Source organism: Pseudomonas sp. AC239 (genome assembly GCF_979258545.1).
In genome coordinates, this window is sequence record NZ_OZ409864.1 from 5,870,445 (window position 1) to 5,893,038 (window position 22,594).

At 56.4% G+C, this 22,594-nt stretch carries 23 protein-coding genes; 11 read left to right on the top strand and 12 right to left on the bottom strand.

The window, feature by feature from the left end; genetic code table 11:
* Window positions 1-22: 22 nt before the first annotated feature.
* Window positions 23-1,324: an SIR2 family NAD-dependent protein deacylase gene (locus tag ACZ0AZ_RS26680; RefSeq protein WP_463538495.1), complete on the bottom strand. Its 1,302-nt coding sequence runs from the start codon at window positions 1,322-1,324 to the stop codon at window positions 23-25.
* A 347-nt stretch (window positions 1,325-1,671) separates the two neighbouring features.
* Here ACZ0AZ_RS26680 and ACZ0AZ_RS26685 point away from each other — a divergent pair, with 347 nt between their 5' ends.
* The 4 genes from ACZ0AZ_RS26685 (at window position 1,672) to ACZ0AZ_RS26700 (ending at window position 3,571) form a co-directional block, all read left to right on the top strand.
* The gene (locus ACZ0AZ_RS26685; protein WP_463538496.1) at window positions 1,672-2,262 is read left to right on the top strand and encodes a hypothetical protein; all 591 of its coding nucleotides are present in this window, start codon (window positions 1,672-1,674) and stop codon (window positions 2,260-2,262) included.
* Window positions 2,263-2,272: 10 nt separating this feature from the next.
* Window positions 2,273-2,557 (top strand): phage antirepressor KilAC domain-containing protein, encoded by a 285-nt coding sequence (locus ACZ0AZ_RS26690; protein WP_336356864.1) that lies wholly within the window; start codon window positions 2,273-2,275, stop codon window positions 2,555-2,557.
* A 158-nt stretch (window positions 2,558-2,715) separates the two neighbouring features.
* A complete protein-coding gene (locus tag ACZ0AZ_RS26695; protein ID WP_336356865.1) occupies window positions 2,716-3,033 on the top strand; it encodes a pyocin activator PrtN family protein in 318 nt (105 codons plus the stop codon).
* A gap of 58 nt (window positions 3,034-3,091) precedes the next feature.
* A complete protein-coding gene (locus ACZ0AZ_RS26700; protein ID WP_463538497.1) occupies window positions 3,092-3,571 on the top strand; it encodes a hypothetical protein in 480 nt (159 codons plus the stop codon).
* A 335-nt stretch (window positions 3,572-3,906) separates the two neighbouring features.
* On the opposite strand, the gene ACZ0AZ_RS26705 is transcribed toward ACZ0AZ_RS26700, so the two are convergent.
* On the bottom strand, window positions 3,907-4,521 hold the full coding sequence (locus tag ACZ0AZ_RS26705; protein WP_463570600.1) for a hypothetical protein: 615 nt from the start codon (window positions 4,519-4,521) through the stop codon (window positions 3,907-3,909).
* A gap of 62 nt (window positions 4,522-4,583) precedes the next feature.
* Between ACZ0AZ_RS26705 and ACZ0AZ_RS26710 the strand changes: the two genes are divergently transcribed.
* On the top strand, window positions 4,584-4,859 hold the full coding sequence (locus ACZ0AZ_RS26710) for a pyocin activator PrtN family protein (RefSeq protein WP_463538499.1): 276 nt from the start codon (window positions 4,584-4,586) through the stop codon (window positions 4,857-4,859).
* Window position 4,860: 1 nt separating this feature from the next.
* Here the strand turns inward: ACZ0AZ_RS26710 and ACZ0AZ_RS26715 are convergent, their stop codons facing one another.
* Window positions 4,861-5,985: a site-specific integrase gene (locus ACZ0AZ_RS26715; protein ID WP_463538816.1), complete on the bottom strand. Its 1,125-nt coding sequence runs from the start codon at window positions 5,983-5,985 to the stop codon at window positions 4,861-4,863.
* Window positions 5,986-6,087: 102 nt separating this feature from the next.
* Between ACZ0AZ_RS26715 and dusA the strand changes: the two genes are divergently transcribed.
* Window positions 6,088-7,098, top strand: a complete 1,011-nt coding sequence (gene dusA, locus ACZ0AZ_RS26720; protein ID WP_463538500.1) for a tRNA dihydrouridine(20/20a) synthase DusA — start codon at window positions 6,088-6,090, stop codon at window positions 7,096-7,098.
* A 49-nt stretch (window positions 7,099-7,147) separates the two neighbouring features.
* On the opposite strand, the gene ACZ0AZ_RS26725 is transcribed toward dusA, so the two are convergent.
* Complete coding sequence (locus ACZ0AZ_RS26725; protein WP_463538501.1) at window positions 7,148-7,981, bottom strand: undecaprenyl-diphosphate phosphatase; 834 nt, start codon at window positions 7,979-7,981, stop codon at window positions 7,148-7,150.
* Between the two features lie 490 nt (window positions 7,982-8,471).
* On the opposite strand from ACZ0AZ_RS26725, the gene ACZ0AZ_RS26730 reads away from it, so the two are divergent.
* The 3 genes from ACZ0AZ_RS26730 (at window position 8,472) to ACZ0AZ_RS26740 (ending at window position 11,931) form a co-directional block, all read left to right on the top strand.
* Window positions 8,472-9,212: a winged helix-turn-helix domain-containing protein gene (locus ACZ0AZ_RS26730; RefSeq protein WP_129999661.1), complete on the top strand. Its 741-nt coding sequence runs from the start codon at window positions 8,472-8,474 to the stop codon at window positions 9,210-9,212.
* 277 nt (window positions 9,213-9,489) lie between these two features.
* Window positions 9,490-10,149 (top strand): winged helix-turn-helix domain-containing protein, encoded by a 660-nt coding sequence (locus ACZ0AZ_RS26735; RefSeq protein ID WP_129999662.1) that lies wholly within the window; start codon window positions 9,490-9,492, stop codon window positions 10,147-10,149.
* A gap of 387 nt (window positions 10,150-10,536) precedes the next feature.
* Window positions 10,537-11,931: an undecaprenyl-phosphate glucose phosphotransferase gene (locus ACZ0AZ_RS26740; protein ID WP_463538502.1), complete on the top strand. Its 1,395-nt coding sequence runs from the start codon at window positions 10,537-10,539 to the stop codon at window positions 11,929-11,931.
* Between the two features lie 395 nt (window positions 11,932-12,326).
* On the opposite strand, the gene ACZ0AZ_RS26745 is transcribed toward ACZ0AZ_RS26740, so the two are convergent.
* The 6 genes from ACZ0AZ_RS26745 to galE all read right to left on the bottom strand — a co-directional run bounded on the left by ACZ0AZ_RS26745 (window position 12,327) and on the right by galE (window position 18,528).
* On the bottom strand, window positions 12,327-14,405 hold the full coding sequence (locus ACZ0AZ_RS26745; RefSeq protein WP_463538503.1) for a YjbH domain-containing protein: 2,079 nt from the start codon (window positions 14,403-14,405) through the stop codon (window positions 12,327-12,329).
* Window positions 14,402-15,163 carry a capsule biosynthesis GfcC family protein gene (locus ACZ0AZ_RS26750; RefSeq protein ID WP_129999665.1) on the bottom strand — a complete coding sequence of 254 codons (762 nt, stop codon included), beginning with the start codon at window positions 15,161-15,163 and terminating at the stop codon, window positions 14,402-14,404. The genes ACZ0AZ_RS26745 and ACZ0AZ_RS26750 overlap by 4 nt, the downstream gene beginning before the upstream one ends.
* Window positions 15,160-15,825: a YjbF family lipoprotein gene (locus ACZ0AZ_RS26755; RefSeq protein ID WP_415761964.1), complete on the bottom strand. Its 666-nt coding sequence runs from the start codon at window positions 15,823-15,825 to the stop codon at window positions 15,160-15,162. The genes ACZ0AZ_RS26750 and ACZ0AZ_RS26755 overlap by 4 nt, the downstream gene beginning before the upstream one ends.
* Before the next feature lie 12 nt (window positions 15,826-15,837).
* On the bottom strand, window positions 15,838-16,953 hold the full coding sequence (locus tag ACZ0AZ_RS26760) for a polysaccharide biosynthesis/export family protein (protein ID WP_205884346.1): 1,116 nt from the start codon (window positions 16,951-16,953) through the stop codon (window positions 15,838-15,840).
* 91 nt (window positions 16,954-17,044) lie between these two features.
* On the bottom strand, window positions 17,045-17,281 hold the full coding sequence (locus ACZ0AZ_RS26765; RefSeq protein WP_016775457.1) for a hypothetical protein: 237 nt from the start codon (window positions 17,279-17,281) through the stop codon (window positions 17,045-17,047).
* Window positions 17,282-17,511: 230 nt separating this feature from the next.
* Window positions 17,512-18,528: a UDP-glucose 4-epimerase GalE gene (gene galE / locus ACZ0AZ_RS26770; RefSeq protein ID WP_016775458.1), complete on the bottom strand. Its 1,017-nt coding sequence runs from the start codon at window positions 18,526-18,528 to the stop codon at window positions 17,512-17,514.
* 387 nt (window positions 18,529-18,915) lie between these two features.
* Here galE and galU point away from each other — a divergent pair, with 387 nt between their 5' ends.
* Both galU and ACZ0AZ_RS26780 read left to right on the top strand, forming a co-directional pair.
* Window positions 18,916-19,749, top strand: a complete 834-nt coding sequence (gene galU, locus ACZ0AZ_RS26775; protein ID WP_024013613.1) for a UTP--glucose-1-phosphate uridylyltransferase GalU — start codon at window positions 18,916-18,918, stop codon at window positions 19,747-19,749.
* A 31-nt stretch (window positions 19,750-19,780) separates the two neighbouring features.
* Entirely contained in the window at window positions 19,781-20,194 is a 414-nt protein-coding gene (locus ACZ0AZ_RS26780; protein WP_016770593.1) for a mannose-1-phosphate guanylyltransferase, read from the top strand.
* A 101-nt stretch (window positions 20,195-20,295) separates the two neighbouring features.
* Here ACZ0AZ_RS26780 and ACZ0AZ_RS26785 read toward each other — a convergent pair whose 3' ends face one another.
* Window positions 20,296-21,426 carry an SGNH/GDSL hydrolase family protein gene (locus ACZ0AZ_RS26785; protein ID WP_129999668.1) on the bottom strand — a complete coding sequence of 377 codons (1,131 nt, stop codon included), beginning with the start codon at window positions 21,424-21,426 and terminating at the stop codon, window positions 20,296-20,298.
* Window positions 21,427-21,535: 109 nt separating this feature from the next.
* The gene (locus tag ACZ0AZ_RS26790; RefSeq protein ID WP_463538504.1) at window positions 21,536-22,582 is read right to left on the bottom strand and encodes an acyltransferase family protein; all 1,047 of its coding nucleotides are present in this window, start codon (window positions 22,580-22,582) and stop codon (window positions 21,536-21,538) included.
* Window positions 22,583-22,594: the final 12 nt, after the last annotated feature.

The following is a 22,594-nucleotide window of genomic DNA, read 5'->3' on the forward strand; positions in this document are numbered from 1 at the left end:
TTACGCCCTGCTATATTAATCGTTATTGATTTACGACAATCATTGCTGGGGGCCAAAGCATAAGATTTGCTAACACATGTCTTTTTATCATTGACCTATTAGATGCAATAACAGAGTTCCACCGTGCATTCCAACAGGCAAATGCGTCCCACGAGTACCCATGCATAAATGTATTAGTCATATTAGCCATGGAAGACTGAACAGCAGACAAATAAAGAGTTTCAATTGACGTTCCTTTTATTTCTAAAATACCACCCAAGTAAACTAACCATTTTGCCATATGCGCGTACTGGTCCCAAGCACCAGTAACAGAGCTCAATATTTGCTTCGCTTGGATAATCCTACCTATGCTGTTCACTACTGCTGGGTTGTTAATGCTCACACCTACAGCAGAGAAAGACGAAACAATCTCGTAAAATGAGCTTTCCGCCTGTAAGTGCGCCGGCGTGTACTCTTGCCCGTGGTATAGAATCTGTCGAATGTTGTCCAACGACGGCAGCGCACAGCGAACCGCGACGGGCATGTATTGATTCAGCCTGAAGAAAAAATCGTGTACTTGCAAAGAATCTAGGACTCTTATTCCATAACAGTGATAGTAATAATCCTTAACATACTGACTTACAGCCGACCGGGACACCAAGAAGATATTAGAGCTGATTACGTGCGCCTTAGAAAATGCTTTATATTCATTGATAATTGCTTTGAGATTTGTGTCTCCAAGCGAATACCCCAAAATCACGACCGTATTCTCATGTAGAACGGTGCTTAGTTTTCTTGAGAAATACGATTCGCCGTTGATGAAACGAAAGTAGTCTTCAGAAGTCACGACCATATGACTAGGTGATACTACAGAACCATGAACATGATATATACGCACTCTCGCATCAGAGCGAGGCACAGGGAGTCCAGGTGAAAGAGATTGCCAGTTCGTCCCTGACAGACCTTCTAGAAGCAGATCATAATTAGTGGTGACTACTTCCACATGATTGTTAGCCATAAAGTTACTAATTATGGAATTATCTCCCACCAACACCAATGACTTGATTAGCTCAGCAATTTCGAAATGGAGATTTTTATCAACCTTCTCTAACTCCAAAGCTATAACTTGGGCTGCCTCTTCCAAACTTAAAGGATTTAACCCCGAAGCAGGAAAAAGTGCTTGTTTTAAGGAAGAAGGATTGGGAGTCAAGTCACATACATGCTCTAAAAGCTCCTGCCAACTTGGAGCAGAGTTGCCCGTCACGGATTTTGAAAATCCGGTTCCCGTAAAAAAGCACAGTCTCTTAGACGCAGCCGCATAGGCAATCTCAAAATACTCACTCACAGAACCGCTCCTTGTCACATGTGAGGCAAATAATAGCTCCTAGCGATGACACATTGCCATCAAGCGACCACCGATAAAAAGAGATTATCAAGACAGTCGATGTAGTGATGCTTGACATAAATTAACCTTAAAGGTTAATTTTTGCTTCCTCTCCACCACAGAGCGAAGCAAATTATGCGCACCACAGCAACCCTGCATGTCCACCCGGCCGCTGCAAACGCCTTCCAAATCTTTGAGATCCGGCGCTTAGCCCGGGAGTACGGCTGCGCGTTCGCCATCAGCAAACCGAAGCTGACAGCACGCACCTCTCCTGCCCCAGTCAATCCGAACGGTGGAGGGCATGCAGCATGATCAAGTACAAAATCGACAACCGCACCCTGCAGCTGCTCAATGCTCAGGTCAACCTGACCGGGACCTTCAACCACATACTTCGGACCGCGCCCAAGCGCGATTGTCTGGCGTTTCGCCTCAAGGTTGAACGAGGCATTACAGAAAGCACCTTCGTGGTAGAGCTTGGCAGCGAACGCCATACGCTGACCCTGAAGAACGAAAAGAAGATGCATCTCAAACTGGCCGACTTCATCGAAGAGATAGCAAACGGCCCGTTCGATGCGAGCAATACCAGCGACCTGCTGCACCGTCCCCACGCCAGCCGCGAATACGGCCGCTTTGAAGTCTCGGACAAGCAACGAGTGTTTGAACTGGTGCACACCGGCGGCGTGCTGAACCTCGATATGGGTTTCGACTATCCGCTAATCGTCGCGCTTCATCGCACTCACACTCGATCAGGTGTCACCACCATCCTGAGCATCGGTCACAAAAGCCCGCACACCCGTTGCTTCACCGTGTACGGCAGCGATGTCGAGATCTACGGCAAAGTCAGTGAGTCCATCAACCACCTTGCTGCAGCGGCAACACCAGCTGCGCACGCGGCATGAGGGGCACACCGTGGAACGCACTCTCGCCCAAGCCGCAACCCACCTCGGCATGACTCGCCCGAAGCTCATCGCACGCATGCGTGAAAAAGGACTGCTCAACGATCGGAACCTACCGGCCTACCCCAACCGTGATCGCGACTACCTGCGAATCAAGGACGGCCAGTGGCATCACGACCAGCTCGGCATGCAGTACAGCCAATCGACCCGGATCAAACAGCCCGGTATCCGCTGGCTAGCTGAGCAGTTGGGCATCGACCTGCCTGCCATCCCGGCAGACAGCCGTGACGTGGCCTAGGGAATACGCCCGCCAGATCATCGCCATGCGGACACGAGAGGAGCGCAACGCCGCGCTCGTCGAAGTGCCCGAACATCTGCGCGAGCTGACCAGAACGCATTGCCTGAACGCCTGGAACCACCGGGCCAGAAAACAACGCAAGGAGGCCCAACAAAGCCATGAGTAACACAGCACAAAACCCGCTGCGCCTGCACCCTGCACCGGAGTCAGCCACCGTCGAACTGCTTTACCGCATCTTCGGCGACGTCCTGATCCCCCTCGACAAAGTGCGCGAGCAGTATTTCCGGAATCTCAACGAGCAATCGTTCGTAGCCGAGATCAGCAGCGGCCGTATCCAGCTTCCCATTACCACGCTAGACACCAGCCGCAAGGCACCGAAGTACGCACACATCCGGCACGTCGCATCCTTGATCGACATCCGCGCCTACAAGGCCGACGAAGACATGCAGCGGCAGCAGGACGGCTCGGACGAATAATCATTGCAAACCAAATGGCTGCCACCACCAGCCGTAGACATCACCAGGAGCACACCACATGACGACAGTTCAACTCTACGCCCTGATAGCAATCGCCCTCATGATCGCCGGCGTTTACTGGCTCGCCTACCGGCACGGCTTCAACAGCGGCCGAGCCAAGGGACATTCAGAGGGCTACAGCGAAGGCCATGACGTTGGGTGCTGCGTTGGATTTCGAGACGGGATGGATGAAGGAAAAACCATTCAGCGATCTGAAAATTGGGAAGAGGTCCGCAACCTAGAACATTACCTCAATCAGGCAACTGACCAGCGCAAGAAGCTTTACATCCAGTACGAGCGCGCCTTGGCAGCTTCAAAAATCGGTGAACAAGAACGACTGACGCTAATAGAAATCGCCGAGAAACTCCGGATCGCATCCGAAACGTTCAGCGCCTTTCGCACCGGCAAAAAGCTGGAACGCGACACCCGCACACTCCGCGACCAGGCGCTAGCCATGGCTGCCCTGCTGGAACCGGCCGAACAGGTGAACGCCGCATGAGCGAGATCCGACCCCAAACCAGCAACCACCGCAACCCGGCTAACGCCGCATCAGCGGCTGGTGCACCAACGCGCACTCACACATCGGAGGAAAGCGGCATGCAAATGGACCAGGACGACACTCAATCCACGACCGCTTTGCTCCGCAAGGAAATCAGCGTCGACACGCTAGAAACAAAAAGTCTCTGCTGCGAAGCAGCAGGCATTATTGCTCCTTCCAGCAGCACTACCGAGGCGCTTGTACCCCACGAAAAGCTGCGCGAGGCAGCGACTCCCAATGCCACGCTAAACGCTCAGAAACGCCCGCTCGCGCAGCCTGTCGTGGGGTATGAGAGATCACTTAACTTCAGCATCGATTTCCTTAATGATTTTCTCAAGGCTAAGAATATAGCCAGGAATATCATTATGGATCTCGACCAGACGCTCTTCGAACCCACGCCGAACGTTGACGCTACAAGCGTCGCTCGGGCTGATAGATCCCAAAAAGTCCAGAACAATCAGGCGCACATCATAGGTGCTCTTCAGCAGAAACTTGTCAGATCGCCCAGACTCCAGAGAACTCAAACGCTGGAGGATATCCAGCATTCCAGTTTCAACCAGAGCCCGATTCCTTCCGAACCAACTGGGATTGACCTGATCACCCTTGGTAAGCAGATGCTGAATTTCTTGAATGAGGCGCCTCAACTGAAAGCAGTCGGCGATTTGTCTCTGATATTGGTCGGCTTCTCGTCGAAGCCCCTCAAGCCTTCGTTGCCAGGCCGGAACAGCACCCGCAGCCAAGATGGCGCCAATCGAACCAACTGCCTGCACCCAGGCAGGTGCAGCCTGACTTTCCCAAGACCACGTAAATACCCACCAACCTATCAACACAACCAAAGGCGACAGCATCAAAGCCTTCAACAAAGTGATGATGGGAATAGTTACGACAACTCTCTCGGGAAGCATCTTCATCTCCTTGTCTTCAGTGGCGGCGAAAGATTGCCCCATCGTCCTTATAAGATCCAGGGGGAAGCATGAACACCGCGTTCATCCTGATGGCCCAATACAATGGCCGAGCAATCATCCCCCTGGACCAGATCTGCAAGGACTACTTCACACACCTGACACCGGAGATGTTCCAGCGCAAGGTGCTGGCAGGCCAGATCAAAATTCCAATCACCCGATTGGAGCCCAGTCAGAAAAGTGCAAAGGGTATACACATCACTGATTTAGCGGCCTATCTAGAATTGCAACGCGAGGCAGCCGTGAAGGAATGCAACCAGCTCAACGGATACCGCCGAGCCAGCTAATTTACTGCTTGCCCCAGGCGCCCAGCTTCACGGGCGCCTGAATAATCTTCTCTAGCCAAGGCCATTCGGCATAGTGGTCACCTCGTCCGCGCAGATGAGTGTATCTACGCAATGAATTCCAATCACGATGCCCAGACACACTGGCCACCCGCGGAATATCCCAATCTATCTCAAACAACCGACTCACTCCGTCGTGTCGCAGATCGTGGAAGTGAAGATCTTCGATCTCTAGAAACTTACACGCCTTCGCCCAGGCCGTGGAGATCGACGACGAGTTGTACGGGAAAATTTCCCCACGCTCTTTTGGCATGCTCTGCAGAATTCTCCAGGCTTCGTCGGGTAGGTGGCACCAAACATCATTGCCAATTTTCTGCCCTGGGTTTTTCATATCTCTCACCAGCACCCGCTGATTAGACTCATCGACGTCGTCCCACACAATTCGGCTTATCTCATCCTGCCGACGTGTGGAAAAAATCGCGAACCCAATCACCTTCAGCATGTTGATCGAACTAGGCCGACGCTGCTGCATGCTGACGAAGTGCTCCAAAAGTTTATCCAGCTCGTCCTTGGTTGGACGGCGATCGCGCTCCCGGCTCTTCATGTTGTAACCGAGCTTCCTCAATACCTTCCGAGCGTCCGGCATCGCGTGAGGGTCTACCTCATACCCCCAAGCGGGACGCGCAATCGAAAGGACAGCCCCAAGGTGCGCCAGATCGTTGCCAGCCGTCTGCGGCTGGACGCCGCCGCCCTCTTTACTCATTCGCCAGAGTGCAAAATCCACCAATCGTTGACTGTTGATAGCCGAATCAACGGTCTGGCCAAACTCCGTCGCCGCGATAGCATTTAATGTGGCTTCCTTAGTTTTACCCAACGGCCGGACTTTCTCCATTTCATCCAGGTACTGCTTGATCATGTCCTGAACGGTGACGCCCTTGCGGTTCGCCCGCTCAATCGCACCAGGCTGATCTAGCTCTGCCTCACGTCGCCGCACCCACGCTTGTGCCGCCTGTTTCCGGGCGAAGGTCTGGCTCTCTTGGTAGACTTGCGCTCCATCGCGAAACAGGCGTATCTGTGCCGTGTAACTGACTGAGCCATCGGTGCGTTTTCGTGCTCTGATCGTTGCCATAGTCGACTGGTACAATTCCGAAAGTGATTGGTACATTGTACCAGCGCCATCGAAAAAACGCCTGAAAACGCCTAAAAACACGCTATAAATACGTTGAGCCAAATGGTACCAAACTCCCACTCCAGCCCAGTAAACTCAAGCCCTGCGCTATCTCGGCGGTTCTCCGTTGCGCCTATGATGGATTGGACTGACCGCCATTGCCGTTTCTTCCTACGCCTCCTATCGAAGAACGCCCTGCTCTACACCGAAATGGTCACCACCGGCGCGCTGCTCAACGGCGATCACGAACGTTTCCTGCGTCACAACGAAGCCGAGCACCCGCTGGCGTTGCAGCTCGGCGGTAGTGTTCCGCTCGATCTCGCCGCCTGCGCGCGCATGGCTCAGGAGCACGGCTACGACGAGGTGAACCTCAACGTCGGCTGCCCAAGCGATCGTGTCCAGAACAACATGATCGGTGCGTGCCTGATGGGGCATCCGCAGTTGGTGGCTGATTGTGTGAAGGCGATGCGCGATGCGGTGTCGATTCCGGTGACGGTGAAGCACCGGATCGGCATCAATGGGCGCGACAGTTATGCCCAGTTGTGCGATTTCGTCGGTACGGTGCGGGATGCCGGGTGCACGAGTTTTACCGTGCATGCGCGGATTGCGATTCTCGAGGGGTTGTCTCCGAAGGAGAATCGCGACATTCCGCCGTTGCGCTATGACGTCGCGGCGCAGTTGAAGGCGGATTTTCCGGAATTGGAGATTGTGCTGAACGGGGGGATCAAGACGATGGAAGCCTGCCATGAGCATCTGCAGACGTTCGATGGTGTGATGCTCGGGCGTGAGGCTTATCACAATCCGTATTTGCTGGCGGAAGTCGACCAGCAACTGTTCGGCAGTACCGCGCCGGTGATCAGTCGGGCTGAGGCGTTGGCGCAGTTGCGCCCTTATATAGCCGAGCATTTGCTCGCCGGTGGCGCGATGCATCACATCACGCGGCATGTGCTGGGCCTGGGCACGGGATTCCCGGGGGCGCGGAAATTCCGTCAGTTGTTGTCGGTGGATATTCACAAGGCCAAGGATCCGTTGGCGTTGCTGGATCAGGCGGCGGAACTGCTTGAAGGGCGTTGATGCCCTCCCCTCATTCAGCCAGGCGGTTTGATTCGCCTGGCTTGACGCCTCAAGCGGCCGCAGCCGCCGTCCAGTTCACCCAGCCAAACACCCACGTCGCCAGAATCAACAAACCAAAACCGATCCGGTACCACGCGAACGCGGCATAGCTGTGGTTGGCGATAAATTTCAGCAGGCCACGCACGGCGATCATGGCGAAGACGAATGCGGTGACGAAGCCGAGGGCGAAGACTGGCAGGTCGTTGGGCTGGAACAGGTCGCGGTATTTGTAGCCGGAATACACGGCGGCGCCGACCATGGTCGGCATGGCGAGGAAGAACGAGAACTCGGTGGCGGCTTTGCGCGAAAGGCCGAAGAGCAGCCCGCCGATGATGGTCGAGCCGGAGCGCGAGGTGCCGGGAATCATCGCCAGGCATTGTACGAAACCGACCTTCAACGCGTGGGACCAGCGCATGTCGTCGACATGTTCGACGCTGACTACATGGCTGCGCTGTTCGGCCCACAACATGACGATGCCGCCGACAACCAGGGCCACCGCAACGGTGATCGGGTTGAACAGGTATTCATGAATCGCGTCGGCGAATAACACGCCGAGGATAACGGCCGGGAAAAACGCGATCAGCAGATTAAGGGTGAAACGTTGCGCGTTGCGCTCGGTGGGCAGGCCTTTGACGATTTCGAAGATCTTCGGACGAAATTCCCAAACCACAGCAAGAATGGCCCCCAGTTGAATAATGATGTTGAACGCCATGGCGCGTTCGCCGCCAAACTCGAGCAGGTCGGCGACAATAATCTGGTGGCCGGTACTTGAAATGGGCAAGAATTCGGTCAGGCCTTCAACCGCGCCCAATATCAATACCTGGAAAAGGGTCCAGAAATCCATTAATCCTCCGTCAGAGCACTCAGGGTGAGCGACCGGTTCGATAACACTCAGGGGTTGAGTATCTGAAGTATGCATACAGCGATTCGCCGATCCGGAAGAATAGGGTTTATGCAGAGTTAGACTCAAGGGCTGTTAGTAATCGTCGGCCGACGAACTAAACGGAAAAAATTTACATCTATTACAACAAATATTTCAGTTCAGATATGAAGTGTGATCAACCTCACACATTGTTGACATGGCCAATCAGTGGCAAAAGGACACAGACAAAGCCATCGCCACAAGCTCAAAATAGTGGCACCATTGCATATAGCCATCACTTACGCATTAGTTCACAAGCCCGAGAAAATCAACTAAAAGCCCGAAAAGCTTAGTTATTGTTAGAAAACTCGGGAGACACGTCTAAAATCCGCGCAAATGTTACCAATTGTCAGTCACAGATGAGAACCGGTGCTTTAACATCCCGATGTCAGCACCTAATTCGAGTCAACGCATGATGCTCTCAGGGAACTTGGCGACTAGAAGTCCGCGCCCGACAAATGATGAATCCGGTGTTCTTGCTCTGGGTCGTACAATGGGTGTGGCTGATCATTTCAGATCGCTGATCGCAAAGCACATGCAGCCCGATATGACCCTGGAAACAGGTGCTTTCACTAGTTCATATAAACAGCACGGTTACATCGGTTCCTACCGCGCCATTTTCGTCATCATCGATAGTCCACAAGCCATCGAAGAAAATCTGGCCCTGGTGCAGACCCTGCGCGATGACAACTTGAAGCCACTTATTTGCGCTGTCGTTACCGGCCGCGGTGCCGTCAACAAGATCAAATATTTCCTCGCCGGGGCGGATGCCTGTATCAAGCTCAACACATTGAGCGATGACAGCGAAGACTTGCTGGCGGAATTCTTCAACAGCGAAGACTGGCAACGAGATATCAACCTCACGCTTGATCCGACGCGGATCTGCCTGATGGACAGTCGGCGCAAACTGGATATCTCTTTCGCCGAAATGAAGATCCTCGAGGCCTTTGCGCACACAGGCAATCACATTCTGAGTCATGATGAAATCGCCGGCATCATGGGCCTCAACACCAATTTCTACGATCCTCGAGCGCTGGAAAAATCAATCAGCCGCTTGCGTGGAAAAATCAAGGACATGTATGGTACAAACGCGATTCAGAGCATCCGCGGCTACGGCTATCGCCTGATGCGGGGCCTGATATCGACTGCCTGAGTCTCGGGCAGTCTTCCCTTTTGCATACGTACGAAGGATCGTCTGATGCAGCCATATCGTTTCAATAGCGCCTCATACTTATTAAAACTCAAGCACTTGAATGAGCACGGCATCACGCCACATAACAATAAAACTCCATAACATAGCAGCAGATCGAGTGGAATTTATCGATGGCCATTTTCGGCCAGAACCCTGCCTACGATTACTTCCGAGGAAGTCATTGCTCGCCTGCCGATTTATCTTTTAGCCAATTTTGGTGTGTATTTAGGAGAGAGACATGGAAACGAGTACAACCCTCCCCAGAAAATATTTTGTTGTTGTGACGCACAGCACAACGTCGCAACGTGAACTGGAAAGCATCTTGTCCAGTGAGCGTTTCAATTCGTTTGGCACGTCGCAGGCACAAATGTTTGTTGAAGGTGTTGCTTCGCCCTCTTCCGCCCCGATGGTCATGGAGTTCAGTTACCCAAGCCTCAGCCGAAAGAATGTTGCGCGCAGTATCGAACATGATACCCAACGCATACTGGCCACTCTTGAAAATGAATGGCGAGCCGCGCAAACAGACAATCCGTTTCAAAGCTTCCCGACCCGCAGTGCAGAACGCGCTCATATCTCCAATGTCACCGAGAGCACTGAGCCTTGCAGTGACACCTGGCATCTTGACGATGAACAAGGCGTGCTGCTCAAGGACAATGTTGCGATCAGCCTGACTGGTCTGGAAACCGCTCTGGTCAGAAAAATGCTGAGCCATCATGAGCGTGTGGTCAGTCGTGATGACCTGATCATCAGCATTGGTCGGGAACCCGAGCAATACCGTGGCCTGGAAATGTGCCTGAGCCGATTGCAGGACAAGTTCAAGAGTGCGAGTAATGGCGAGCGATTGTTCCGAGCCGTAAGAAATCGCGGATATTGCCTGATCCAGGAAGTCGTTGCGTAAGCGAAGACGACTTCAAACCAAGACAAACAGATATGAAGTGCGACTACAACAACAAGAAGAGCACTCTGTTTGGTTTTCCTCCCTGATTCAATAAAAGCTCCCAGCCTCCACCCCTCAACAGTAACAAATACGCCCCCGCTATTTCACCCCCCTCTCCACGACCTTTTCTAACAGCCATCTATTTAATTATTAAAAAGTTGGCACTGTGCCATCTTGTTAGAACTCGTCAGACACCATTCCCGGCAATAACTTAGTCTATTGGCTGACGACAGTTCGGCTCTCGATGTTGTTACCTCAAGACACTCGCTAAAACAAAAACAATAAGTCTGCATAACAACTCGGCTTTCAACTGTTGAAACCTGAATGGACGTCTTTTGGGGATATCGTATGGATCTTTCTCTCAGTATTAATCGAAGCACGGGCCTCAAGGGACTGACCTTTTGGGGCCAATGGGCGCTGGCACAGACTTTCGTCGTGACGCTGCTGTTCATTCTTGCTGAACAGCACACCGGCACCGTCGCGTTCTACTACCGAATGTGCGCCACCCTCGCCGTCCTGGCCTCGGTGCCCGCTTACACATTCACGGGTGTTTATCGCAAACGCGACAACTACCTGACAGGCCTCGGCCGCCTGTTCATGGGCTGGTCGATGACCATGGCCGCGCTGGCGTGCATTGCGTTTGTCTGTCAGGCCGATGAGCTGTTTTCCCGTCAGGTGATCTTGAGTTGGGCGGTATACGGCTTCCTCGGTCAGGCATTCCTCTACGCGCCGTTGCACGCGTTTTCCAAGTACTACCAGCGCTCGCGTAAAAGCGAACACCGGACGCTGATTGTCGGCACTGGCGAACTGGCGTTGGGCCTGGCGAAGAAACTCAGCCAACTGGAAAACCTGCCGCTGATTGGCCTGGTCAGCAACGGTGACAAACCGGTCCTTGCTTCCGACGCACCGCGTGTCGTCGGCGCTCAGGACGAGTTGCTCGAGCTGATCGAAGCCCACGACATCCGCCGCTTGTACATCACCCTGCCGCTATGCGAAGCCGCGAAAATCGAAGCGATGTATGTCGATTTGCTCGGGGCCAACGTCGACGTGGTGTGGGTACCGGATTTGAACAGCCTGACCTTGCTCAACCATTCGGTGAAAGTCGTGGATGGCCTGCCGGCGATCTACTTGAACGAAAGCCCGCTGACCAGCCGCCCGACCGCTGCCCTGAGCAAGAGTCTGGTTGAGAAAACCGTGGCGTTCCTGGCGATCATCGCCCTCAGTCCGCTGCTGTTGATCATCGCTCTGGCGGTAAAACTCAACTCGCCCGGCCCGGTGTTTTTCAAGCAGGACCGCCATGGCTGGAACGGCAAGGTGATCAAGGTCTGGAAATTCCGTTCGATGCGTGTCCACGATGACCGCGAAGTGAAGCAGGCCAGCCGTAATGACTCGCGCATCACCGCAGTAGGTCGTTTTATCCGTCGCACTTCGCTGGATGAGTTGCCGCAACTGTTCAACGTGTTGCAGGGACATATGGCGCTGGTAGGTCCACGGCCGCATGCGGTGGCGCACAACAATTACTACTCGGGCAAGATCCTCGCTTACATGGCGCGTCACCGAATCAAACCGGGCATCACTGGCCTGGCACAGATCAGCGGCTGCCGCGGTGAGACCGATACCATCGACAAGATGCAAAAGCGTGTCGAGATCGACCTGCAGTACATCAACAGCTGGTCGTTGTGGCTGGATCTGAAGATCCTGGTGAAGACGCCGTTTACGTTGTTGTCGAAGGATATTTACTGAGGCTCAGCGCTTCAAATCACAAGGGGACGAAAGTCCCCTTTTTTGTGAGCGGGATTTGGGTAATCAGTATCGACTACAGGTGCGCCCCCGTGGGAGCGAGCCTGCTCGCGAAAGCGGTGTGTCAGGCGATGGAGATGTTGGATGTGCCGGTCCATTCGCGAGCAGGTTCGCTCCCACAGGGATTAGGGTTTGGGTCGAAAATTGTGGTGTAACACAACCCGCTGTGGGAGTGAGCTTGCTCACGAAGCCGGTAGGTCAGGCGATGAATATGTTGGATGTGCCGGCGCCTTCGCGGGCAAGCCCGCTCCCACAGGGGGTTGGGTTATGGCCGGGATGTGTGACGTGACGCAGGCTCACGCCTACACAGGATTTGTTTCGGCTCGGGAGACCAGCGCTTACTCGGTAATCTTCTCGAAGTTGCGATAGAACATGTCCCCTTCCCGGCTATCCGTCATCGAGTGCAGTTGATAGCTGCGGCTCAGTCTGGCGCCGCCATCTCGGGTCAGTGGCGCCCAGACCAGGTTGGCGCGGCGCATGGTCGACATGCTCATCATTTCGTCGAACGGGATCGACAGGTACAGGCCCTTGTCGAAACTACCTTCGCCATATTCCGCGCTGCTGGCCGTGGTGATGGTTGCCCAGGCACCGACGCGCACGCCGTTAAAAAACTCGCGCGAGATGTCCACGGTGGTGCCCCAGTCTCCGGCCAGATACCGCCCGACACTGACCGCCGCCAGCGTGTCGAACGGCAGGTCGGTATAGCCGGTGATATGCCCGGTCACGACCGAGTAATCGCGCAAGGCAAAGCCCTGATCGAAATCGCGTTGGCGCACCCAGTTCAGATCCGCGCCCAGCGACCAGCGCTCGCCGGTCGGGCGGAACAACACTTCCGCGCCGACACCGGCAAACATCGATTCCAGGTAACCGCCGTACACCATGCCATACAGATCCTTGTCCAACTGCTCGGCATGGCTGAGCTGAAACAACGGCATGGTCGTGTTTGACGTGGTCAGGTACTGGCGCAAATCCGTGCGCACGCGGGGCAATCCGCTCGGCGCGTCGTAGACGAATTTGTCGAAGTTGTTGACCAGGTTGGCGCTGAGCAAACCGCTCCACCAGGTGTTGCGGTTGAAGCGGTATTCCGCGTCGGCGTCAGCACTGAACTGATAGAGCAAACCATCCGGGCCGCCGACGTTCTGCTTGAAGCCCAATCCTACGCCGTAACTGAAATGCTGCGGCGCTTCGCTGTAGAGGGTTTTCTCGTTGTGCGGCATAGCCGGGTTGATTTCGGTGGTGCGGTGCAGCGCCTCCAAGGGTTCTTCGTTGTTGATCACTTCGCGGAAAGTCTGGCGCGGCAGGCTGGTTTCTTCCAGCGGCAAGTCATAGCGCTTGTTGACCACGGTGAACCAGTCGATGTCTTCGTTGACGCTGTTGTCGAGAATCCGGCTCGCGCGGCCAACGGCTTTGGACGAATGGAAATACCGCTGCTGCTCGCCATAGACGATCAGTTCGGAATCGCGCTGGCTGATGCGCTCGACCTTGTACCCGGCATTCTGCTGCAAACGCCGCGACACATCGGCCCAGTTGACCTGTTCCATCGAGGTCGTCGGCGCCTTCGCCGGCAGCGGTTCGGGAGTCGGATCGTAAGTCTTGGCCGGCGCTTTGCGGCTGACGAAATTGGTGTGAAAGGTCACGCCGAACATCGCCGTATTGCCGCGTTCCCACGCGGCGCTGAGATCGATCGAATCGGTCACCTTGAACACCGCGCCAAGGTTGATCGGCGAGTCCTGTTTGATCTCGTTGTCCTTCGGCTCGTTCTTGTAGTCGTTGCCTTCGAATTCAAGCTTCAGACTGAGGCGGTCCCAAGGCGTCTGGTAGCTCACGCCGCCGAACAGCGAAGGCTTGCCGCGGAAGTACGCGCCGGAGTTGACGTCGCCGGTGCCTTCTAGCGCCGGGCGGGTATCGAAGCGACTGCTGGCATACCCCAGAGGGTTGTCGAAGTCGCCGCGATTACCGATGTAGCCCCAGGCAATGCCGGCGCTGAAGTCGAAATTGTCGAAGCGCTTGTTGGCGACGAAGAATTCGCTGGAGAACAAACCGGTACCACCGATATCTCGGAAGCCCAGCGCCACTTCCGGCGCCCAGTGGCTTTCCTGCCACAGGCGCACTTTGGCGTCGACCGCCTTGTCCTTGTAGCTTTGACTGCCGCTGAGGGCCTCCGAGCCGTACGGCCGGTTGGTGATCGCGGTGTAGCGGAACGAACCTTCGAGCCAGTCCAGCGGTTGCAACGACACGCTGTAACGGCTGTACGGATCGGTGCGGTTGGCATTGACGCTCAGCTCGCCGGCCGGGGCCATGCGTGCGGTCGGCGTCTGCAACAGACCGGCGCCACCGAAGTCATTCTGGGTGATGCGCGGCTCGGCGTGAGCCAGACCGCAGGGCAATAACAACACAGCTGCAAAACGTAACTTCAACGAACCACCTCGGCCAGCTGCGTGGCAATGAATTCGGCCAACTGCTGATTCAGTTCAGGAAGAGGCGGATCCAGATCATCATTTTTAATCGGCACCAGAATCCTGCTGCCGGCCACCGGAAACTGCCCGCTCTCGCGATTCCAGTGCGCGATGCCGACGCGCCGCGACACGCCGTTGGGCTGGATCAACCACAGGTAATCGGCCTCGGCATCGTCGAGAATCGAGCAGCCTTCGAGATATTCGCGGGCCTCCTGCAATGGCTGATAGGGCAAGTGGCATGGCTCGGTGACCGCGCCCAACACCTGCACTTCATCAACCCGTTTCGGATAGATCAGCCGATCGCCGTCATCCAAACGAATGTTGCGCGCGAAGCCGACTTCCACGGCCACCGGATCTAGGTCAGCGATCTGCCGGCCGGTCACCGGCATCTGTCGAACCTCTTCAGCAACGCGCTGCGCCAGTGCCGCGCGACTAGGCCGATCAAACAGCGTCGCCATGCGTTGCAGCACCTCGAGATCGAACAGCACGCCGACCTTGAGCCGCGTCTGTTCCGCGACCAGCGACTGGCGCAACAAGCCGCCTGCCAGCCAGTAGCCTTCGGCGTTCGGCACGGCTTCGCTGATCACATCGAGCAGGCGCCCGCCCGGCGGCAATGCGATCGGACCGGGATTGGCGACGTCGCCGGACACGGTGACGGCGGCCTGACACGCCCCAGAGATCAGCAAAAGACCCGCCGCGATAAGGCCCAGGCGCTTCACGGCAGATGCCTGCGATCAGGAGTCAATTGCACCAGCTTGACGCGCAATTGCGAGGTCAGTTGTTGCTCACTTTGCAAAATGAAACCGTCACGTGGGTCGACCCAGTAACGGTTGGTCGCGCTAAGGCCGATCGCTGGCGCGTCGATCTGTTCATCGACGCGCAACACCGAGTAAGCCTTGTCGAGAATTTCCAGGGTTTCGGTGGAACGGCGCGAAAAGCGGCTGTTGACGATCACGCCGACTTCCTGGCCCTTGTACAGATCGATCCAGCGCCGTGTGGTGAAACCGTCGGCGACGTGATGCAGACCCTGTTTGAACGGCGAATCATCGGCCAGCCGCGTGCCATCCAGATCACCTTGCAGGCCGAGGCCGATGCTGCGCACGGCGAGGCCATCGCGCAGCAGCAAAACCTGTTTGCCGGAGGCGACCCAGAACTGCAGATCTTCGCGCTCGCGCACCAGCGCCAGCACGCCTGAGCCGGACGGCGTAGTCAGTTTGAGTTGCGGGTAATTGACCCCGGCGACTTCGGCCGCCGAAACGTCAACCTCGTCGGGGCCGACGACGGCGGCCTTGAGGTTGTTCAGCGATGCACTCATTAGCGGATTGCAGCCGCACAGCAACGAGGCCGCCATCAGGCAGACGCCCACTTTCAATAGATTCACAGTCGGGCGGCCTTATTTGCTGTTGTTGCTGTATTCGCTCCAGTTCTTCGCTGCCGAAGCCCCGGTGCCGACAATCGACGCCGACGGCACCAACTGGCTGATGAAACGGTTCCAGCGAGTGACGTTGGCCGGGCCGACGTAGACGACATCCTGCGGCCGCACCTGGAAGTGCGAGGCCAGCGCCATGGCGGTCGGCGATTCGGCTTCGAGCTGATAGATCTTCGCCGGCTCGACGTCGAGATTTTCCACGCCGCGAATCACGTACACCGCGTTACCGTTGGAACTGGTCTGACTCAGGCCACCGACCGAACCGAGCACGTCGGACAGGTTCATGGTTGCGGTCTTGAAGCTCAGCGCGCGCGGCTGGTTGACTTCGCCCATGACGTAGATGCGCTTGTTGTCGTTGTATGGCAGATACAGCTGATCGCCGCCCTTGAGGTAGACGTTCTGCAGTTCGGAATTCTGCTGATTGAGCGAGTCGAGATTGAGCGGATAAACCCGCCCGTTGCGCGTCAGCAACAGCCCGGACAAGTCAGCATTGTTGGTGTCGATGCCGGCGGAACCGAGGGCCTCGACCACGCTCAGCGGATTGGTCGAAATCGCTTGCGGGCCGGCCTTCGTGACGGCGCCGGTGACCACGACTTTCTGGCTGGCGAAGCGCAACACCGCGACGTCGACCTGCGGCTCGGCGATGAATGCCGACAGGCGTTGTTCGATGTCCGCGCGCAGTTGCTGGATGGTCCGGCCGGCGGCCTGGACTTCCTTGATGAACGGGTAATACAGCGTGCCATCAGAGCGCACCAGTCGGCCGTTGGCATCGATCTGTTGTTGCGCGCCGGAGGGGGCGGTCAGCTCCGGGTGATCCCAGACGGTGATGTACAGCACGTCATTGTTGCCGATGCGATATTCCGCCGGCGTCACCAGCAGCTCCGCCGGCAGCGATTCACGCTTCTGCGTGGCGCGGTTCATGGCGATCAGCTTCGGGGTGATCGGAATCAGCTCGACCCGACTGCTTTCGCTGGCACCCTGGCGGGTGATATCGCTGGTGCTCAGGTACTGGCCGGGGGAAAACATGCAACCTTGCAAAGCGAGACTTGCCAACATTAAAAGATAAACACTACGAGTCATAATGGCACTACGCTATTCAAGGGCGAATCCAAAAAACAAAGTCACCCGACTTGCGTCGGGCGACTCTGTACTGCACTAACAAATGTTCCTGTTAGTTATGCGTGCCGGTTGTACCGGTGGTACCCGTCGTACCGGTGGTACCGCCGTTGGCACTGCCACCGCTGTTGGACGCCGCTACAGCACTGGCAACCATTGCAGTACTGGCCGCGGGCGCTTGCGAAGCCGCCACACTGCCACCTACATTGGTTACCGCTGTCAACGGTGCTTCAGCGGCGGCAGCCCAGTTGCTCAACATCGTCAACAGGGCAACTGCCATCACTTTTTTCATAACAACTCCTTTCTAACATTCGAACTGTTAAAAAACAGATCTGTGTCAGAGCTGGTAGCTTTCAAGTCCGCAAAGAGCGCGAACAAGATCCGTTGTTCTTTCACAGTCCTGTGCAACTGCTAAAGTCGAACGGCAGGTTTATATCTACGGATTTGCAAATGGCATTGCCAGTGTAATTTCCCGACGTTATCTAACAACCTGACTGAAACTAACATCGGACTAAATGGCCATCATCGCGAATAACCATTGGGATGATTCGATTGCCAGCGCCAAGTGTCGGCGACCATGTCCTGCAAGTTGCGCGTGGCTTTCCAGCCGAGTTCTTTCGCCGCTTTCGAAGCATCGGCAAAACTCTCGGCGATATCACCGGCGCGGCGCGGCATCATCCGGTACGGCACCGGCCGCCCGCAGGCCTGTTCGAACGCATGCAGCACTTGCAGCACGCTGTAGCCATCGCCGGTGCCGAGGTTCCAGGTGTGAATGCCGGTGCGCTCGCTGATCGACTGCAACGCTTTCAAATGCCCGTCCGCCAGATCGACGACATGAATGTAATCGCGCACGCCGGTGCCATCGGCGGTCGGGTAATCGTTACCGAAAATCGACAGCTCACGCAGGCTGCCGACCGCAACCTGGCTGATATACGGCACCAGATTGTTCGGGATGCCGTTGGGGTCTTCGCCCATGTGCCCGCTGGCGTGGGCGCCGATAGGGTTGAAGTAGCGCAGCAGCGCAATGCTCCAGCGCGGCTCGGCGAGGCTCAGGTCGCGCAGCACGTTCTCGACGATCAGCTTGGACTGGCCGTAGGGATTGGTCGGATTGCCCGTCGGAAAATCCTCGCGAATCGGCATCTCTTCAGGCTCGCCGTACACCGTCGCCGAGGAACTGAACACCAGCCGGAACACCCCCGCCGCTGCCATCGCCTGACACAGAGTGATGCTGCCGCCGACGTTGGTTTCGTAGTATTCGAGCGGCTTGCGCACACTCTCGCCCACGGCTTTGAGCCCGGCGAAATGCAGCACGGCGTCGATCTGATGCTCGCGGAAAATCCGGTCGAGCAGCGGCCGATCGCAGACATCGCCGCGAATCATCCATGCACTTTTGCCGCAAATGGCTTCAACGGCGTGAAGTGCTGCGTCGCTGCTGTTACAAAGATTATCCAGAACGACAACTTCATAACCTGCTTCAAGCAATGCAAGTGTGGTATGCGAGCCGATATAGCCGGCACCACCCGTTACCAGAATCTTCATAGCGCGGTCCGTCATTGAATAAATACCCGGTAGCGTGTCAAGCCATGCCTGGTGGAGATGCGGAGCAATTCACACAAACAGGGCGACAACAACCTCAAACAAATTTAGTTCAACCACTGGCAATAATTATTTTTGCCGGTCAAACTGTTTGCCGGGTACTTATTAGCACTCCCTGGACGCTTATCACTATTGACAGATACCGACTAAAAATAACTAATAACCAAGTAGTCGACATCTCATAACATTAGCGCTTTTTAACAGCGCAACTAATTGCCAGCAACAACCTGACTCGGGTATTAAAGTAAGCCTTCAATAATCATTGAAACTTGCCGCCACTTTGTGGTGCGCAACCGTCGCCTGTGTTCCATGACTGTCCAGGATACTTTTATGATTCGTAAATGTTTGTTCCCCGCTGCCGGCTACGGCACGCGTTTCTTGCCGGCGACCAAAGCCATGCCGAAAGAGATGCTGCCGATCGTCAACAAGCCGTTGATCGAATATGCCGTTGAAGAAGCACGGGACGCTGGCCTGCAACACATGGCCATCGTCACCGGCCGGGGCAAGCGCGCGCTGGAAGACCACTTCGACATCAGCTACGAACTCGAGCACCAGATCCGTGGCACCGAGAAAGAGAAATTCCTCGCCGGCACCCGCGAGCTGATCGACACCTGCACTTTTTCCTACACCCGTCAGGTGGAAATGAAAGGTCTGGGCCACGCCATTCTCAGTGGCCGCCCGTTGATCGGCGATGAGCCGTTTGCCGTGGTGCTGGCCGACGACCTGTGTCTGAACCTCGAAGGCGACGGTGTGCTGTCGCAGATGATCCAGCTGTACAAGAAGTTTCGCTGCTCGATCGTCGCTATCCAGGAAGTCCCCGCGGACCAGACTCACAAGTACGGGGTGATCGCCGGTGAGCTGATTTCCGAGGGCATCTACCGGGTCAACAACATGGTGGAGAAACCGGCGCCGCAGGACGCGCCGTCGAACCTGGCGATCATCGGGCGCTACATCCTCACCCCGGACATCTTCGACCTGATCGCCGACACCGAACCGGGCAAGGGCGGCGAAATCCAGATCACCGACGCACTGATGAAACAAGCGCAGAACGGCTGCGTGCTGGCCTACAAATTCAAAGGCCTGCGCTTTGATTGCGGCGATGCCGAGGGTTACTTGCAAGCGACGAATTTCTGCTACGACAACGTGTACCTCAAGGGCCGCTGAGACGACTCCCCACCACCAGAGGCAGGCAACCATGAACATTGCACAACATTCGACAGAGATTGAACGTGAGGTGGGCAACCTCGGGGTGATGAGCTGGTTGTCGCGCCATCAACCGCTGCCCAGCGCCAACGAGACCTGGCTGGGCACGATTCTGCTGGTGGAGCGGATCGGTGTGTTTCCTGCGTCCGGCGATATTCGCCGGCCGCTGCGCGATCCTTATCCGCTGCTCGCGCACCTGAAAGCGTTGTATGGCGAACAGGCGCTGGAAATGGATGACCGCGATGGCCTGAAGGTGATCTTCAGCGACTGGCGTTTTCGCGTGCGCATCTGCTGCAACGACCCGGCGATCATCATCAACGTCGAGACGCGCTGTGATGCGCGGTTGATGCCGCGCAAGCTTGACGAACTGCTGGGGCTCATCGACGCCTTCAAGCACGACGCCTGATCACCCGGGCGTCACGCCGATCCATTGTGGGAGCGAGCCTGCTCGCGAAAGCGGCGGCACAGTCAGCATTGATCGTTCCCACGCGGAGCGTGGGAAGACGATCATGGTGGCGAGTCGTCGCAACCGGTACTCGTACCCGTTATCCAGCCATAAAAATAATCGGCAATCACCTTCCCGCCCGTGGCCGGCAACGGATGAATCTTGTCCGGGCCGATCATCGCGCTGGCGTAGCGTTTGATGTCGGGGCCGAATGCGCATTGCAGGTTGGCAAAACCCAGATGCTGTTCACGCGCCCACGGTTCGAGCACCTGCGCATAGGCCGACATCGGATAAGCGCTGGAGCGCGTGGTGTCCTGACGCATGATCAGGTTGATGCTCGCCGCTGGCTGGATCTCGCGCAGCATGCTCACCAGGCCCTGAACGTTTTGCAGGTACTGCGCAGGCTTGACGCCGAAGCCCTGATCGTTGCCGCCGAGCATGATCAGGTAAACGTCGGCCGGGATCTTCGCCACCACAGCTTTCCATTGCGTCTGCCACTGTGGATCCGTGTGATAAAAATCGGCCGATGCCGCGCCGGAAGCCGCCAGTTTCGACACTCGCACGCCTTGCTGAGCGTTGCCCAGCCACAGGCCGAACAGTGTCGGCGCGCCCTTCACCACCTCTAGTTTGAATGACCAGTCTGCGGCTGATGGAGCGCTGGGTAGCGCGACCTCCTGAACGCCTGAGCCTGCGAGCTGCAACGGTTGCCAGTCTTGCGCGGGCGACCAGCGATAGCGCAGCTCGTCGGCTTCGCCGCTGCCCAGATACAACAGTTTCGCCTGAGTGACCGCGGTATCGATGCGCAGCGAAGGACTGGCATCCACTTGCAACCACGCGCCCGGTCTGCCGCTGATCGTGCGACTGTCCGGGCTGGCCTGGCCCAGCTCGGAAACCTTCCAGCCGCCTCCGAAGTATTTGTCGCTGCTGCGGGTGTATTTGAAATGCGTGCCGCCCAGCGCCGCGCCGTGGTTGAAACCAACGTAACCGGGGCCGGCGAAACCCACATCGGCGGCCACTCGCTGCACCAGTTTGTTCAGGTAGAAATCCTGCCCGGCGGTGTAGCTGTCGCCAATCACCGAAACCGCCAGCACCTTGCCGGCCTTGCCTTCGCGCCATTGCGCAAAGCGCTGGCGGGCATCGTCTACCGTGATGGCCGTGGTGGCGACGGGTTGAGGGGCGTCTACTGGCATCATTGAATATTTCCTTTGTCCGGGATGGCCCCTTCGCGAGCAGGCTCGCTCCCACAAAAGACCTTGTGCAATTCACACAACCTCTGTGGGAGCGAGCCTGCTCGCGAAGCTTTCAGCTGTTCTGCGTCTGCACCACCGGAGCGACAATCACCGGTGCTTTTTTCTTCGCCGCGCGCTCGCCAAGGAACAGCACCGAAGTGAAGTTGAAACGACTGAACACCATCGCCAACAGCACCGGCCCGAGCAATCCACAACTCAGACCACCAAGCACCAGCAAGCTCTCATCCTTCACGCCGAGGCGCCCAAGGACAAACCGCGATGTCGCTGCGAACAGCACATGGAAAAGGAAAATCGCATAGGAATATCCGCCGAGCCAGGTCAGCGCTTTCGAGCGCATGTCACTCGACAGCAATGCGATACAAGACACGCACCCCACCGTCAAACCAATCAGGCTGCGGCGATCGACAATCAGCTCACGATCAATCGCCGCGACGTACAGCAACGTCAGCGAGATCAGCACAAACAGCAGCGGCCCGATCACTTTCAAACGCTGCTTCAAAACATCGACACTTTCCTGCCCGATCATCCCTGCAACAAAAAACGGCAGCAGGTAAATCGCACCGTTGATACCGAACGCATCCAGCGGCAACGGCGGCAGCAGGAACAACACTGCCGCAAACGCAAACAAGCCATACAGCCGCGTTGCTGAACGCAGCAGGCCGCGCCATTCCAGCAAGCCGACGAAGATGAAAATGCTGAACACCGCCTGCAGGAACCAGAAGTGGTTGATCGGCACCCAGAACGACAACAACGCATCGATCACGCCGACGTCCTTGTTCACCCCCGGCCCCACCGCTTGCAGCACCGAGAACGGCACGCCGACACAGAACAGCGGCACGATCAACCGGCGCACCTTGCCGGCGAAGAACGCGGAAAAGTCATTGCCGCGAATCTTGTAGATCGAATAGATGTAGCCGGAGATGAACGTGAACAGCGGCATGCGCACGTACACCATCGAGTCGGCGATGACCCGGAACGGCGAGCCGATGTCGATCTTCAAGCCGCCGCCCAGCGGGCCGATGACGTGATAGAGCACCAGCAGCAGGCACGCCAGGCCGCGCAGGGTTTCGATCTCCAGGGATTTTTTCTTGCTCGACATAGAGCACCTGCC